Origin of the sequence: Erythrobacter sp., assembly GCF_038133525.1 — a bacterium.
In the GTDB taxonomy this organism is placed as follows: Bacteria; Pseudomonadota; Alphaproteobacteria; order Sphingomonadales; family Sphingomonadaceae; genus Qipengyuania.
On record NZ_JAYPTL010000012.1, the window covers coordinates 45,885 to 60,088 of the forward strand.

The 14,204-nt window shown below is 63.1% G+C and carries 14 protein-coding genes and 1 pseudogene; 7 read left to right on the top strand and 8 right to left on the bottom strand.

What is annotated here, in order from left to right; translation table 11 throughout:
- Both AAFM29_RS04855 and AAFM29_RS04860 read right to left on the bottom strand, forming a co-directional pair.
- Positions 1-353 (bottom strand): annotated as a pseudogene (locus tag AAFM29_RS04855) (hypothetical protein); the annotation flags it as partial.
- Complete coding sequence (locus tag AAFM29_RS04860) at positions 346-1,665, bottom strand: replication-associated recombination protein A (RefSeq protein WP_341711698.1); 1,320 nt, start codon at positions 1,663-1,665, stop codon at positions 346-348. The pseudogene AAFM29_RS04855 and the gene AAFM29_RS04860, both read right to left, overlap by 8 nt.
- 106 nt (positions 1,666-1,771) lie before the next feature.
- Between AAFM29_RS04860 and AAFM29_RS04865 the strand changes: the two genes are divergently transcribed.
- Positions 1,772-2,386 (top strand): PadR family transcriptional regulator, encoded by a 615-nt coding sequence (locus AAFM29_RS04865; RefSeq protein WP_341711683.1) that lies wholly within the window; start codon positions 1,772-1,774, stop codon positions 2,384-2,386.
- Between the two features lie 72 nt (positions 2,387-2,458).
- Positions 2,459-2,875 carry a hypothetical protein gene (locus tag AAFM29_RS04870; RefSeq protein WP_341711684.1) on the top strand — a complete coding sequence of 139 codons (417 nt, stop codon included), beginning with the start codon at positions 2,459-2,461 and terminating at the stop codon, positions 2,873-2,875.
- 5 nt (positions 2,876-2,880) lie between these two features.
- On the opposite strand, the gene AAFM29_RS04875 is transcribed toward AAFM29_RS04870, so the two are convergent.
- Complete coding sequence (locus tag AAFM29_RS04875) at positions 2,881-4,047, bottom strand: glycosyltransferase family 1 protein (RefSeq protein WP_341711685.1); 1,167 nt, start codon at positions 4,045-4,047, stop codon at positions 2,881-2,883.
- A gap of 154 nt (positions 4,048-4,201) precedes the next feature.
- Positions 4,202-4,543, bottom strand: coding sequence for a hypothetical protein (locus AAFM29_RS04880; protein WP_341711686.1), 342 nt, complete (start codon positions 4,541-4,543; stop codon positions 4,202-4,204).
- 308 nt (positions 4,544-4,851) lie between these two features.
- Between AAFM29_RS04880 and AAFM29_RS04885 the strand changes: the two genes are divergently transcribed.
- From AAFM29_RS04885 to AAFM29_RS04895, 3 genes are all read left to right on the top strand, one after another.
- On the top strand, positions 4,852-5,985 hold the full coding sequence (locus AAFM29_RS04885) for a phosphoserine transaminase (protein ID WP_341711687.1): 1,134 nt from the start codon (positions 4,852-4,854) through the stop codon (positions 5,983-5,985).
- Positions 5,986-6,094: 109 nt separating this feature from the next.
- Complete coding sequence (serA, locus tag AAFM29_RS04890) at positions 6,095-7,678, top strand: phosphoglycerate dehydrogenase (protein ID WP_341711688.1); 1,584 nt, start codon at positions 6,095-6,097, stop codon at positions 7,676-7,678.
- 28 nt (positions 7,679-7,706) lie between these two features.
- Positions 7,707-8,819 carry an ATP phosphoribosyltransferase regulatory subunit gene (locus tag AAFM29_RS04895; RefSeq protein WP_341711689.1) on the top strand — a complete coding sequence of 371 codons (1,113 nt, stop codon included), beginning with the start codon at positions 7,707-7,709 and terminating at the stop codon, positions 8,817-8,819.
- Here AAFM29_RS04895 and AAFM29_RS04900 read toward each other — a convergent pair.
- The 3 genes from AAFM29_RS04900 to AAFM29_RS04910 form a co-directional block, all read right to left on the bottom strand.
- Positions 8,816-9,805, bottom strand: coding sequence for an inorganic phosphate transporter (locus tag AAFM29_RS04900; protein ID WP_341711699.1), 990 nt, complete (start codon positions 9,803-9,805; stop codon positions 8,816-8,818). The two genes, AAFM29_RS04895 and AAFM29_RS04900, sit on opposite strands and share 4 nt — an antisense overlap.
- 79 nt (positions 9,806-9,884) lie before the next feature.
- Positions 9,885-10,835, bottom strand: coding sequence for a rhodanese-related sulfurtransferase (locus tag AAFM29_RS04905; RefSeq protein ID WP_341711690.1), 951 nt, complete (start codon positions 10,833-10,835; stop codon positions 9,885-9,887).
- Between the two features lie 35 nt (positions 10,836-10,870).
- Positions 10,871-11,368, bottom strand: a complete 498-nt coding sequence (locus tag AAFM29_RS04910) for an Rrf2 family transcriptional regulator (protein WP_341711691.1) — start codon at positions 11,366-11,368, stop codon at positions 10,871-10,873.
- A gap of 66 nt (positions 11,369-11,434) precedes the next feature.
- Here AAFM29_RS04910 and AAFM29_RS04915 point away from each other — a divergent pair, with 66 nt between their 5' ends.
- The gene (locus AAFM29_RS04915) at positions 11,435-12,361 is read left to right on the top strand and encodes a hypothetical protein (protein WP_341711692.1); all 927 of its coding nucleotides are present in this window, start codon (positions 11,435-11,437) and stop codon (positions 12,359-12,361) included.
- A gap of 12 nt (positions 12,362-12,373) precedes the next feature.
- On the opposite strand, the gene AAFM29_RS04920 is transcribed toward AAFM29_RS04915, so the two are convergent.
- Positions 12,374-13,237, bottom strand: a complete 864-nt coding sequence (locus tag AAFM29_RS04920) for an alpha/beta hydrolase (RefSeq protein WP_341711693.1) — start codon at positions 13,235-13,237, stop codon at positions 12,374-12,376.
- 166 nt (positions 13,238-13,403) lie between these two features.
- Here AAFM29_RS04920 and AAFM29_RS04925 point away from each other — a divergent pair.
- On the top strand, positions 13,404-14,204 hold an 801-nt coding region (locus AAFM29_RS04925; RefSeq protein ID WP_341711694.1), incomplete at its 3' end, for an adenylosuccinate synthetase.

A 14,204-nucleotide genomic window follows, 5' to 3' on the forward strand; every position in this document is an offset into this window, starting at 1 on the left:
GCTTCAGGATGGGCCACGAAGCTTCCACATTCGAGGTACGGATCGTCCACGCATATCCGCTCGATAAGAGCCCACAGCTCCTTCGCGCTACGGGGGCTCTCGTCCCAACCCGGGAAGAAGGCGCCCGCATCGGCGAAGGGCAATGCTATGCCCAGGTCCATTCCCACCAGCGTATCGGGTGGCAATTCGTCGCGCAGAATATGCAACACTTCCTCGCGGCTCCACGCCCTGCCACGATCGATCAGAACGGGCGGCCCCCCGTTCGCATCGGCGAGCGAGAGCGCGATCCCCTTCTGCCGTTCCCCCTTCGCGCCCGACCAGTCGATGGCCAGGAAATGGGTGAAGTTACGCACCGCGTTCGCGCCGCAGCTTGTCCCAATAATCGAGCCGCTTCCTTACCTCGCGTTCGAAACCGCGCTCGACTGGCTGGTAGTAGGCCTGCGGCTCCATTTCCTCGGGCCAGTAATTGTCGCCGGAGAAACCATCCTCGGCGTCGTGATCGTAGCTGTAGCCCGATCCGTACCCGATATCTTTCATCAGCTTGGTCGGCGCGTTGAGGATGTTCTGCGGTGGCATCAGGCTGCCGGTCTCGCGCGCGCTCTTGAAAGAGGCTTTCTGTGCCAGATAGGCGGCGTTCGATTTGGGTGCCGTGGCGAGGTAGATACAGGCTTGTACCAGCGCCAGTTCGCCCTCGGGACTGCCGAGGAATTCATAGGCGTCCTTTGCCGCCATGCACTGCACCAGCGCCTGCGGGTCGGCCATGCCGATGTCCTCCACCGCCATGCGTACCAGGCGGCGGGCGAGGAAGCGCGGCTCCTCCCCCGCGGTGAGCATGCGGGCGAGGTAATACAGGCTGGCCTGCACGTCTGATCCGCGCACCGCCTTGTGGAGTGCGGAAATGAGGTTGTAGTGCCCTTCGCGGTCCTTGTCGTAGACCGCCACGCGCCGCTGGAGGAACTGGCCGAGCGCGGCAGGGTCGAGTGGCTCGGAAATCTTCGCGTTGTAGAGCGTTTCCGCCTGGTTGAGCAGGAAGCGACCGTCGCCATCGGCACTGGCGACAAGGGCGTCGCGCGCCTCGGGAGTGAGGGGAAGGGGACCTTCGAGTTTCTCCGCGCGGTCGAGCAGCGAGCCAAGCGCTTCGTGATCGAGCCGCTGGAGGATCAGCACCTGTGCGCGGCTCAAGAGTGCGGCGTTGAGGGCAAAGCTGGGGTTTTCGGTCGTGGCGCCGACCAGCGTGACGGTGCCGCGCTCGACGAAGGGCAGGAAGCCGTCCTGCTGTGCACGATTGAAGCGGTGGATCTCGTCTACGAACAGCAGCGTGCGCTGGCCCGCCTCGGCGGCTTTGTCGGCCTCGGCAAATGCCTTCTTGAGGTCGGCGACCCCGCTGAACACGGCGCTGACGCTGGCAAAGCGCATGCCCACGCTGTCGGCCAGCAGGCGTGCGATGGTGGTCTTCCCTGTCCCGGGCGAGCCCCAAAGGATCATGCTGGATAGACGTCCGGCGGCAACCATGCGCCCAATTGCGCCCTCGGGTCCGGTCAGGTGGTCCTGCCCGACGACGTCGGCGAGCGTCGCCGGGCGCAGCCGGTCGGCGAGTGGGGCATCTTCGCGCGGCGCGTCATTGGCGTCGTTCGCAGGCAGGCTGTCAGGGAAGAGGTCGGCCATTGGTCGGCTGACATAGGACGTTCGCCGGAAATTTGCAGCGTCCTCTTGCAGGACTCGCATTAAGATATATCTTAGAACTATCGAAGATACGATAAGGACTATCGCAATGCATAAGGCCCATAAATGGCGGAAGATGGCGCGGATGGGTGGTTGGCCCTTCGCAGCGGCAATGATGTCTGGCGCCGAATTCGGCAGCGGTTTCGGTCGCGGGTTCGCGCCGGAGAACTTCACTTTCGAATTCGGGCCGCGCGGCGGACGCCGCCGACGGATGTTCGGTTCGGGTGAGCTGCGGCTGGTGTTGCTTCACCTGCTCGCGCAGGAGCCGCGACACGGCTACGAGTTGATCAAGGCGATCGAGGAACTGACCGAGGGCAGCTATTCGCCGAGCCCGGGCACCGTCTATCCCACGCTCTCCCTGCTCGAGGACGAAGGAGCGATTGCGCAGGCGCCGGGCGATGAGACGCGCAAGGCCTATGCGGCGACCGACGCAGGCCACAAGGAACTGGAGGAGCGAGCCGAAGAAGTCGAGGCATTGCTGGGTCGACTGGAAGGGCAGGGCGAACGCCGCCGCGCCTATGCGACGCCGGAAATGTTCCGCGCCGTCGGAAATTTGGCCAGCGTGCTCAAGCACCGCGCCCGTTCGGGCAAGCTGGACGAGAAGACGGTCGATGAGATCGTCGATCTGATCGACGAACTGGCGAAGAAGATCGAACGGCTTTGATCTCGTGCCCCTCTTGCGCCTCCGCCGCCCGGTATTAGACTGCAAGGAGGAGAGTGCGAGAGGGGAACATCGATGACCGAAACGAGGAACAAGGTACCGGGGCACTTGTGGGCGGTCGGCGGACTGTCGCTGCTGTGGAATGCCTTCGGCTGTTACATCTATACGATGACGATGATGCGTGATCCGGCGATGATGGCTCAGGCACCGGAAGAGATGCGTGCGGCGATCGAGAGTACTCCTATGTGGGCCAATGGCGCCTGGGCGCTGGGCGTGTGGGGTGCGCTGGTCGGTTCGATCCTGCTGCTCATGCGCAATCGACTGGCGTTCCATTCCTTCGCGGTCTCACTGCTCGGACTGGCAGGCACGGCCTTCTACGAGGCGACGAGCGGCATGCCGGTGAACTTGCCGCAAGTGCTGACGATCTGGGCGGTTGCCCTGTTCCTGCTGTGGTATGCCCGGTCAATGACTCAAAAGGGCGTTCTGAGCTGAGCTGACTACCGCCCGCGCTGGACCTGTAGCCGAAGATAGGTGTCAACCACCGCCTGGTTGATCGCGTCCCAGGAATAGGCGCGGCTGGCCTCTTCGCCCGCGGCGCCGTGCGCCAGACGTAGCGCATGGTCGGTGCAATAGGGCGCCAGGGCATCGGCACACCCCTGGGCAAATTTCTCGCAGGTCGAGGGCGGGACGAGACGACCGGTCGAACCGTCGGCAACAAGGCTCGCCGCACCGGTTGCACCTGCTGCGACCACCGGAAGACCACTGGCCATCGCCTCTAGAGTGACGTTGCCGAAGGTTTCGGTGATCGAGGGATTGAAGAAGATGTCGCCGCTGGCGAGGGCGCGCGCCAGGTTTTCGCCCGTCTGGAAGCCGACGAAGATTCCGCCTGGCAAAGCCTTCTTGAACCACTCGCAAGCCGGGCCATCACCGATCACTAGTACTTTGTGCGGCACCTGCCGCTTGCGCAGTTCGACGATGGTTTCGGCAAAGACATCAAGCCCCTTTTCCATGACCAGGCGACCAAGGAAGACGATCGCGACATCATCATCCGCAAGCCCCAACTCGCGCCGCCAGGCCAAATCGCGGCGAAGAGGAGCGAAGCGCTCGCGATCAACCCCTCGTGACCAGATCGAGATGTCCTCATGCATGCGCTGCGCCTTGAGCTCTTCGATCTGGCTTTGCGATGGAGCCACCAGCGCATCGCACCGCCGATAGAAGCGGCGCAGGATCCCTTCGATAACAGGCTCGAGGAAGCCCATCTTGTAATAGCGGGGATAGGTCTCGAAACGCGTGTGCACCGAAGCGAGTGTCGGGATGTCGTGCGCAATCGCCCATCTTAGCGCCGCATGCCCTGTGGGATCGGGCGAAGACAGGTGGACCTGGTTGGGCGCAAAGGCTGCGAGATCCTTGCGCGCGGCCTCGCCCAGACCAAGCGGGAGCCTGTATTCGCCGCGGCTTTTCACCGGCATGCGGACGTTGGGCACCGCCACGAGGTCGCCAGTCGGTTCGAAATCGGGGTTCTCTACTACCGGTGCGTAGACGCGCAACGCCGCGCCCTGCCGCAACAGGTATTCGGCAAGTCTGTTCAGTGCCTGGTTCGCGCCATCGCGGGTATAGTTATAGTTCCCGCTGAACAGCGCGATGCGTAGATCTGCGACGGTCATGACGCTTGGCCCATAGTCATGCGGGCCCCGTATGGCGAGAGGAAGTGGATAAGCCGTCACGCACGACCGACGATTGCGGTGGCGTCCGGAAAGAAAAACGACGCGCGTGACGCGCGCCGTTTCTCCCTGTGTTAAGGCTACGGTTGGGCTAAGCTCAGCTTCCCGAAGGGCTCGTTACCGCACCCATCACAGTGTCGTAGAGGCGCCGAGCGACCAGCGAGGTCGCAATGCCTGCTGCCGCGATGGCCAGATTTCCGAAGATCGCCGTCAGGTATTCGCCAACCGCCGGCACGCCCCCAAGCGTTGCTCCGATGGCCGGAAGTGCCAGCACCGCCAGGAACATCCTCACGGCGTTGTCCTGATCGGTAAATGCCCCTGCAATGATCCCGAGCACGATCAGGATCAGGGCGATATTGAGGTTTGGTATGGCCACGAATCCAGCAGCCACGGCCACTACGATACCAAGGGCTCCTGCAAGTCTTGCAACTCTCTCCATGATTTTCCCCCTTCGTTTCTCCTCTACGGAGGCCATCGAAGTTAGGCCAAATTGCTGCACAGACAAAATTTCATGCTGCGCAGTAAACTATTGCTATCGATGATGATTTTAAGAAATCCCCCGATTTTTTGTAAGTTACCGCGTGCCTTAGGGCAGGGAAGCCGCGGTGGCCCGATCTTGCGCGTCCTGGTGCCCTGTCCATTTTGCAGTGCAGCGAATTACGCTTGACTTGCCTCCCCGCGCCACTAGTTCGGCCAACGGGCCACGCGGTCCCAACGCCGCGCGAGCTCTCTGTAAGGAGAGTCTACATGACTGATACCCCGTACCCGGCGCGCAAGCCTGCGCGTCCGTATTTCTCTTCCGGACCCTGCGCCAAGCCGCCGGGCTGGGCCCCCGAAAAACTCGCAACCGCATCGCTCGGTCGTTCGCATCGCTCCAAGCTGGGCAAGGCGCGGCTGCAGTATTGTATCGACCTGATCCGCGAAGTGCTCGAAGTTCCGGAAACGCACCGCATCGGTATCGTTCCTGGATCGGACACTGGCGCAGTCGAAATGGCGATGTGGACGATGCTGGGTGCGCGCCCCGTCACGACGCTGGCGTGGGAGAGCTTCGGCGAAGGCTGGGTCACGGATGCAGTCAAGCAGCTCAAGATCGATCCCACGGTCATCCGCGCGGATTACGGCCAGTTGCCCGACCTTACGCAGGTCGACTGGTCGGACGATGTCATCTTCACCTGGAATGGCACGACCTCTGGCGTGCGCGTACCCAATGGTGATTGGATCGCGGCTGATCGCGAAGGCCTGGCCATAGCCGATGCGACCAGCGCAGTGTTTGCGCAAAACATTGCCTGGGACAAAGTCGATGTGCTGACCTTCAGCTGGCAGAAGGTGTTGGGCGGCGAGGGCGCGCACGGTGTGCTGATCCTCGGCCCGCGCGCGGTCGAGCGGCTGGAGACCTATACTCCCGCATGGCCACTGCCCAAGGTGTTCCGCCTGATGAGCAAGGGCGCGCTGGCTGAAGGCGTGTTTCGTGGCGAAACGATCAACACCCCGTCGATGCTTGCGGTCGAGGACGCGATTTTCGCGCTCGAATGGGGCAAGTCGCTGGGCGGTCTGTCCGGGCTTCAAGCGCGGGCCAATGCCAATGCGGCGGCGCTCGATGCCATCGTGCGGGAACGCGATTGGCTGGGCCACCTCGCGGTCGATCCCGCTAGCCGGTCAAACACCAGCGTCTGCCTGACGGTTGAGGGCGCGGACGAAGCCATGATCAAGGCGATGGCCAAGCTGCTCGAGGATGCGGATGCTGCCTATGACATCGCGGGTTATCGCGATGCGCCGGCAGGCTTGCGTATCTGGTGCGGTGCGACGGTCGATACCGCTGACATCGAAGCACTCGGTCCCTGGCTCGACTGGGCCTATGCCAGCGTGAAGGCTCCAGCCTGACTATTGCGTTGCCCCGGACCGTGTCCGGGGGCGCTTCCCCCTCAGTCCCGCGACAAGGCGGGCTCTTCGGACCAGGTCCGGGATGAAGAATTCAAGATTGGACAATACCATGACCAAGCCCAAAGTCCTTATTTCGGACAAGATGGACCCCAATGCCGCCCGAATCTTCGAAGAGCGCGGCTGCGACGTCGATGTGAAGCCAGGCATGACGCCTGAGGAGCTCAAGGCGGTGATCGGTCAATATGATGGCCTGGCCATCCGCTCGGCCACCAAGGTGACCAAGGAAATCCTCGAAGCGGCGGATAACCTCAAGGTCGTCGGTCGTGCCGGTATCGGCGTCGACAACGTCGACATCCCGGCGGCCAGCGCCAAGGGCGTGGTGGTGATGAACACCCCGTTCGGCAATTCGATCACCACCGCCGAACACGCCATCGCGATGATGTTTGCGCTTGCCCGCCAGATCCCCGAAGCCAATGCCAAGACGCAGGCCGGTGGATGGCCCAAGAACGACTTCATGGGAGTCGAGGTTACGGGTAAGACGCTTGGCCTGATCGGTGCCGGCAACATCGGTTCGATCGTCGCGAGCCGCGCGCTGGGCCTCAAGATGAAGGTGGTCGCCTACGATCCTTTCCTCACCCCCGAACGCGCGGTCGAAATGGGCGTCGAGAAAGCAGATCTGGAGACGCTGCTGGCCAAGGCCGATTTCATCACGCTTCACACACCGTTGACCGATGAGACGCGCAACATCCTCAGCCGCGAGAACCTCGCCAAGACCAAGAAAGGTGTGCGCATCGTCAACTGCGCGCGCGGCGGGCTGATCGACGAGGCGGCACTGGCCGATGCACTCGACAGCGGCCAAGTTGCTGGCGCGGCACTCGACGTGTTCCAAACCGAACCGGCCAAGGAGAGCCCGCTGTTCGGCAAGCCCAACTTCATCTGCACCCCGCACCTTGGGGCGAGCACCACCGAAGCGCAGGTCAACGTTGCGCTGCAGGTGGCCGAACAGATGGCCGACTACCTCGTCAGCGGCGGCGTCACCAATGCGCTCAACATGCCCTCGCTGAGCGCCGAGGAAGCGCCCAAGCTCAAGCCTTACATGAAGCTCGCCGAAAATCTCGGCAGCCTCGTTGGCCAGCTGGCGCACGGCAATCTGACCAAGATCAGCATCGAGCGTGAAGGCGCGGCGGCAGAGTTGTCGGGCAAGCCGATCGAAGGTGCGGTACTGGCGGGCTTCATGCGCCAGTATTCGGATACGGTGAACATGGTCAACGCGCCGTTCCTGGCCAAGGAACGCGGACTCGATGTTCGGTCGATCCGGCATGAACGTGAGGGCGCCTACAACACTTTGATCCGCGTGACTGTGGGTACCGAACAGGGCGACCGCTCGGTCGCCGGGACGCTCTTCGGTGTCGATGCGCCCCGCCTTGTCGAGATCTTTGGCGTCGGGATCGAGGCCGAGCTGGACGGTCACATGCTCTATATCGTGAACGAGGACGCACCGGGCTTCATCGGCCGTATCGGTACGCTGCTGGGCGAAAACGGCATCAACATCGGCACCTTCCACCTCGGCCGTCGTCAGGCAGGCGGCGAGGCGGTGTTGTTGCTCAGCGTCGACCAGCCGATCCCGCAGGACGTGGTCAGGGCGGCTTGTGCGCTGCAGGGCGTGAAGGTCGTCATGCCGCTGGCATTCTGACCGCCATTGGGGCAGGGGGCGCAGCGCAATGACTTCATCTGACGACCTCCTGCCCGTCGGCCTCGAAGACGCCTTGCCGCAACGCGCGCGGGCGATCACTGCGGCGATGCGCGCCGTGCTCGATGCGATGGACGCGCATGGCTATGATCGCGTGCGCCCGCCGCTGGTCGAATTCGAGAAATCTCTCGCCGGTCGGATGGAAGGCGTGGCCACCCGCCGCATGGTGCGCTTCACCGACCCGGATTCGCTCCGCACGCTGGCGCTGCGCAGCGATATGACTCCGCAGATAGGGCGCATCGCGGCAACAGTGATGGCCGCTGCCCCACGCCCGCTGCGACTGTGTTACGCCGGGGATGTGGCGCTGCTCAAGGCGGATCAACTCGACCCGGCTCGCCAGCGCTTGCAACTCGGTGCCGAACTAATCGGCAGTGATGGTGTCGCCGCGGCAAGCGAGATCGTCTCGGTTGCGATCGACGCACTCAAGGGTGCGGGGATCGGCAATATTTCGGTCGACTTCACGCTGCCAGACCTGGTCGATACGCTGGCGGGTGAGGCGCTGCCGCTCGATCCCGCCGCGCGCGAAGCAGTGCGGCGCGAACTCGACACCAAGGACGCCGGCGGGCTCACGGCAGCTGGGGGTGAAGCCTATTTGCCGCTGCTCTATGCTACCGGGTCCTTTGCCGAAGCGGTCGAGAAGCTAGCCGCGCTCGACGTTGGCGGGGTACTCGCCAGCCGCATTGCGGGCCTGCGCGCCATCGCCGAAACCATCGGAGCCCGCGCCCGCATCACGCTCGATCCGACCGAACGCCATGGCTTCGAATATCAAAGCTGGTTCGGTTTCACCCTCTATGGAGAGGGTGCGCGCGGTGCGCTGGGTCGCGGCGGTACTTATACGATCAAGGGAAGCGAAGAAGCCGCGACTGGTTTTTCGCTCTACATGGACCCACTGCTCGAAGCGCTGGGCAGCCGCCCGGCGGAGGTGCGCAAGGTCCTGTTCCTGCCTCTTGGCCATGACCAGGACGTAGCCGCGCGTTTGCGTGCAATCGGTTGGCGGACGGTCGCTGCGATCACCGGTGAGGAAGGTCCGGCGGTGCTGGGCTGCACCCACCGCCTCGATGGCGACGAAGCTCGGCCGCTCTAGGCCGCGCAGCCGACCAGGAAGGCGATCGCCGCGGCTATCGGCAGCGTAGCCACCCACGACAGCAGGATATTCCGCACCACGGAAAGATCCAGTGTGCCCGCAGCCGCGCCACTGCCGATGATCGACCCCACAGAAACGTGGGTGGTCGAAACCGGAAGGCCGAGCCGACTGGCGCAGAGCACAAGGCTGGCGGTCACGAGGTTCGCCGAAATACCTTGTGCGGGATCGAGGCGGTTGATCTTGTGGCTCATCGTTTCGGCCACGCGGCGTGACAGGAGCCAGCCACCAATCCCCATCGCCACAGTCACACCGATTGCCGCCATAGTGCCGTCGAGCAGTGAGGCGGCGACGAGCAAGGCCGCCAGCTTGGGCGTGTCGTTCACACCCCGGGCAAAGCAGATGCAGGTGGCCGAGAGCAGGTGAATGCGGTGTGCCCATGGCCCGGATGCGGGCGGGCTGTTCTTCGACCACTTCGCGCCATTGCGGATGAACAGGACGATGAGCCATGCCAGCGTAGCGGAGATAATCGGGCTGGTCAGTAGGGGGACAATGAAATTCGAACCCAGCTTGCCCAGCTGGATCGGGTCGCTGCTCTGCGCCAATGCCGCGCCGATCAGCCCGCCGACAAGGGCGTGGGTGGTTGAGATCGGGAAACCGAACCGGGTGGCAAGGATCACCGTCAGGGCTGCGCCGCTGGCCACAGCAAGCGCGAAGCGCGGCGTGGCGGCCAGTTCGTTACCGACCAATCCTTTGCCCGAGAACTGATCGATCAGGCCGTGTGCCAGGATGACCGAGGCCACACCGCCGAGGACAGTGGCGACCGTCGCGAGGATCAGGGCCTTGCGATACTCAAGAGTGGCAGAGCCCCAGACTGTGGCGAAACCCTTGAAATTGTCATTTGCACCATTGCTGAAGGCGAGAAACAGAGCGGTAAATGCGAGCAGTGACAGGATAAGAATAGCTAAACCCCAAACCGTGACGGGAATGGGTGTTTTCGGTCAGGGTCGTCGATGGTTACGCGGCGCCCGGAATTCCCAGGGGCTTTAGCTCAGCCAATCTGGGCAATCAGTCGGGCGATGGCTTGGGAAACTGTGCGCCGACATGGTCGCTGCCGCGCGCTTGCGCCAGTTCCTCCTGCCGCTGTCGTTCGGCATAGCGCGCGCGCTGTTCATCGGTGCGGGTCGCGTAGCAATGCGGACAGCTGACCCCGAGCTCGAACCGCGGTGAGGTGCGATCCTCCTCGCTCAACGGCATGCGGCAGGCGCGGCAAAGCTCGTGATTTCCCACCGCAAGTCCGTGACCGACGCTGACGCGCTCGTCGAATACGAAGCATTCGCCCTGCCACAGGCTTTGTTCTGCCGGGATATGCTCGAGGTAGTTCAGGATCCCGCCCTTGAGGTGATAGACCTCATCCAGCCCCTCCGCTTTTACGAAGGCGGTGGACTTCTCGCAACGAATGCCGCCGGTGCAGAACATCGCGATCTTCGGGGTCTTGCCTTCGGCCTCCAGTTCCGCGCGGCGCTGGCGGAACCATTCGGGAAATTCGCGAAAGCTCTTCGTCTTGGGATCCTCTGCCCCAGCAAAGGTCCCGATCGCTACCTCGTAGTCGTTGCGCGTGTCGATCAGGATGGTTTCGGGGTCGCTGATAAGCGCGTTCCAGTCTTCCGGCGCGACATAGGTGCCGACCCCGGCAAGTGGGTCGAGATCGGGCTGGCCCATCGTCACGATCTCTTTCTTCAGCCGCACCTTCATGCGGTGAAAGGGTTCGGTGACGGAGCGCGATTCCTTGACCTCCAGCTTTGCGCAGCCTGGCAAGCCCCGGATATGATCGAGCACAGCCTTTATGCCAGCGTCCATACCCGCTATCGTGCCGTTGATCCCCTCGCGTGCCAGCAACAGCGTACCGCGCACATTGTTCGCCAAGCAGGCATCGAGAAGGGCAGGTTTGAGCGAAGCAGGCTCGTCGAACCGCGTAAACTGGTAGAGCGCGGCAATGCGAAAGGTCTGGTCGGCCATGATGGCGCGCCCTTAGCAGGCCGGTTCGCCCAGCGCTATTGGCGCGAGCGCAGGTTTTTGACGATCCAGGCCCCCGCATTCATGACCTTCTCCGGCCCCAATTGCGCGGCCACGCTGCGGCTGAGGACGACAAGGTCAATGCGGGCGAGACTGTCGCGATAGGCGGCCTCCGCATGTGCGAAGCCCGCCGCGATGCTGCAAGGCAAGCGGCATTCTTCGGGCTTGCTGCCGCAGGGGCCGTTCTGCCGTATCTCGCTGCAGCGAAACATGGGCTCGTCACCATCGATCGCCTTGAGAATATCGAGCAGGGTAATTTCAGCCGGTGCCTTTGCTAGTGCATAGAAACCACTGCGGCCGCGGCCGCCCCTTACGATACCTGCCTGGGCCAAAGCCTGCATTTGTTTGGCCATATAGGGTGCGGGGACGCCGTGGAATTCGGCCAGGGCGGCAAGGGACAGGCCACGGTCGGGCCATAGGGGGGCCAGTACGGCGCAGGCATGTGCAGCCCATTCCACCCCCTTGCTGATCTGCATCGCGAATGTTCCTTGCCATGCCACCTTTATTTGGATATTCTATATCCGAATATAAGGAGTAATCCCGTGATTGGCAAACCTGATAGCCTCGACCGTGCGATGCAAGTAGTGATTGCGCTGGTTGCTCTATTTGCAGTCGGCAACGGCCTCTTCATGCTTGCCGACCCGCTTGGCTGGTACGTGTCAATCGAGACGGTGCAGGCGACGGGACCCGCCAACCGCCACTTCATCGGCGACATCGGCCTGGCCTATATCATTTCAGGAGCCGTGCTCGGCTATGCAGCGGCGAATCTGGCGCTGCGCTGGGGGGCAGCGCTGATTGGTATTTCATGGCTCGCCGCACACGGAGGCTTCCACGTCTACGAGGTCATGACCGGTATCTGCGCACCTGATGTGTTCTGGCAGGATGTGCCGGGGGTACTTGGTCCGCCGCTCCTCGCGTTCCTAGCCGTTGTGGTACAGATTGGCCGCCAGCGTGCTTCGCCTGTTCCGCTCCCGAAGAAACTGTTCCTTTCGATCATGCAAAAGGTGGCCGGCGACGGTGAACCCTACATTGGTGATCTCGATGCTGCGGGTGGATTCGCGACGGAAAAGTTCCAGCACGCCATGCTGCTATCGGGTCATCGCTATCACGCGCCTGCCGCCTTGCTGCATATGGCGCGCCTGGGTTCGACCCGCGCGGAGGATTGCGGTCCCTGCGTTGAAATCGTCAGGCAGTTCGCCCTGGCCGACGGGATCGACGACCAGCGCATCCAGAACGCCCTGATGGGCAGGCCGGACCATGTGGAAGATGCGCTCGCCTATGATTTCGGGGCGGCAGTGGCTTCGGGCGATGTCGCCGCCGCAGCCGACTTGGGTGAGCGTATTGAGGCGAAATACGGCCGCAAGGTCCGCACCGAATTGGCACTTGGTGCCGCCAGCGGGCGGCTGTTCCCGGCAATCAAGCGTGGGCTGGGCTACGCTTCTGCCTGTGCGATCCCGCGTATGGCATGATGTGCTGGCTGGCTACTGCGCAAAGCGGGCAGCCAGCCAGGCGTCGACTACCGAAGTCGCCGGATAGTTGCTTTCGCCGAGTTTGCGATTGATCTCCATATGGCCGCGCAGGCCGTGCCCCTCGAAACCCTGTACCTGTGCCGCAGTCCCGGCCTTGGTCAGCGCGGCGCCAAGAGCGCGCGATTGGTTCGTACCGTCCTGTCGCTGCACATGCAGGATCAGGAAGGCGGGGGCATTGGGCGCCGCGGCGTGGAAGGTCGGTGACAGGGCACGCTGACGCTTGGCATCCTTCCCAAAGGCCTGCCGGTATGTATCGCCCATCAGCCGCGCATTCTCGTCCATTTGCGCTGGCACGTCATAAGCAGCCCCATCCAGGGGAACCACGCCGACGATGTCAGCGTAGGACAGGCCAGCCTTCCTGAGATAGCTCGGATCGGTCCCGACCAGCGCAACGAGGTGGGCCCCCGCGCTGTGCCCGACCAACGCAATGCGCATGCCATCGAGCCCGAGCTTCTCCGCATCGCGTTTGAGCAGGGCAACCGCATCAGCTACGTCCTGCGCCTGTTGCTCGACCGTCGCATCCGGGATCAGGCGATAGTTCACCGAAGCCACCGCATAGCCAAGCGCCTGCCAATGCGTGAGTTTGGCCGATCCCTTCATCATCGACTTGTCGCCGCGCTTCCACCCGCCGCCATGGACGAATACCACGAGCGGGGCCGAAGGTAGCGAACCGGGCCACACGTCGACCCGCTGCAGTCGGTCCTTGCCATACGAAATTTCGGAAGGCGCAGGCGAGCGCCGCTCGGCGGCCACGGTGGAGACGCTTCCTCCAACCAGGCTGAGGGCAAGCAGCGAAGCAATCACACGTCTTCTCATGGCGAATTTCTCACGCAATCGGCTCGACACAGTGATGACATGGTGCCCGATAGATTTTCCAGTCTCGGTTTGTCGCCGATTGTCGCGCGGGATTGCTTGCCCTCGCGGCGCGGACAGCCTAGGCGCGCACGCGTTTGTGTCACTGTGACAGGCAGGTTTCCCGCATATGGCCAATGTAACCGTGATCGGCGCCCAGTGGGGCGATGAGGGCAAGGGCAAGATCGTTGACTGGCTCGCCAGCCGTGCCGACGCCGTTGTTCGTTTCCAGGGTGGGCATAACGCCGGCCACACACTTGTTGTCGGCAACACGACCTACAAGCTCTCGCTGCTCCCTTCGGGCATCGTCACCGGCACGCTCAGCATCATCGGCAACGGCGTGGTGCTCGATCCCTGGCACCTCAAATCCGAGATCGAGAAGCTCGAAGGTCAGGGCGTCACCATCAATGCCGACAATTTCGCCATCGCAGACAATTGCCCACTAATCTTGCCGATCCACCGCGACCTTGACGGACTGCGCGAGACCGCAGCGGGTTCAGGCAAGATCGGCACCACCGGGCGCGGCATCGGCCCGGCCTATGAGGACAAGGTCGGCCGCCGGGCGATCCGAGTGTGTGACCTTGCGCATCTCGATGCGCTCGACAGCCAGCTCGACCGCCTCTGCGCGCACCACGACGCGCTGCGTGCCGGCTTCGACGAACCGCCTGTGGACCGGGAGCGTTTGCTGGCCGATCTGCGCGAGATCGCGCCGTTCGTGCTGCAATATGCCCAACCAGTGTGGAAGCGCCTCAAGAAGGTGCGCAAGGCGGGCGCGCGCATCCTGTTCGAAGGCGCGCAGGGCGTGCTGCTCGACGTGGATCACGGCACCTATCCCTTTGTCACCAGCTCGAACACGGTCAGCGGCACCGCCGCCAGCGGTTCAGGCCTGGGCCCGAACTCGACCGGTTTCGTGCTGGGGATCGTCAAGGCC

Coding starts and splice junctions, on each gene's coding strand:
- AAFM29_RS04875 (WP_341711685.1), bottom strand. CDS start 4,047: ATGACCGTCGCAGATCTACGCATCGCGCTGTTCAGCGGGAACTATAAC.
- AAFM29_RS04885 (WP_341711687.1), top strand. CDS start 4,852: ATGACTGATACCCCGTACCCGGCGCGCAAGCCTGCGCGTCCGTATTTC.
- AAFM29_RS04865 (WP_341711683.1), top strand. CDS start 1,772: ATGCATAAGGCCCATAAATGGCGGAAGATGGCGCGGATGGGTGGTTGG.
- AAFM29_RS04860 (WP_341711698.1), bottom strand. CDS start 1,665: ATGGCCGACCTCTTCCCTGACAGCCTGCCTGCGAACGACGCCAATGAC.
- AAFM29_RS04920 (WP_341711693.1), bottom strand. CDS start 13,237: ATGAGAAGACGTGTGATTGCTTCGCTGCTTGCCCTCAGCCTGGTTGGA.
- AAFM29_RS04895 (WP_341711689.1), top strand. CDS start 7,707: ATGACTTCATCTGACGACCTCCTGCCCGTCGGCCTCGAAGACGCCTTG.
- serA (WP_341711688.1), top strand. CDS start 6,095: ATGACCAAGCCCAAAGTCCTTATTTCGGACAAGATGGACCCCAATGCC.
- AAFM29_RS04870 (WP_341711684.1), top strand. CDS start 2,459: ATGACCGAAACGAGGAACAAGGTACCGGGGCACTTGTGGGCGGTCGGC.
- AAFM29_RS04910 (WP_341711691.1), bottom strand. CDS start 11,368: ATGCAGATCAGCAAGGGGGTGGAATGGGCTGCACATGCCTGCGCCGTA.
- AAFM29_RS04905 (WP_341711690.1), bottom strand. CDS start 10,835: ATGGCCGACCAGACCTTTCGCATTGCCGCGCTCTACCAGTTTACGCGG.
- AAFM29_RS04880 (WP_341711686.1), bottom strand. CDS start 4,543: ATGGAGAGAGTTGCAAGACTTGCAGGAGCCCTTGGTATCGTAGTGGCC.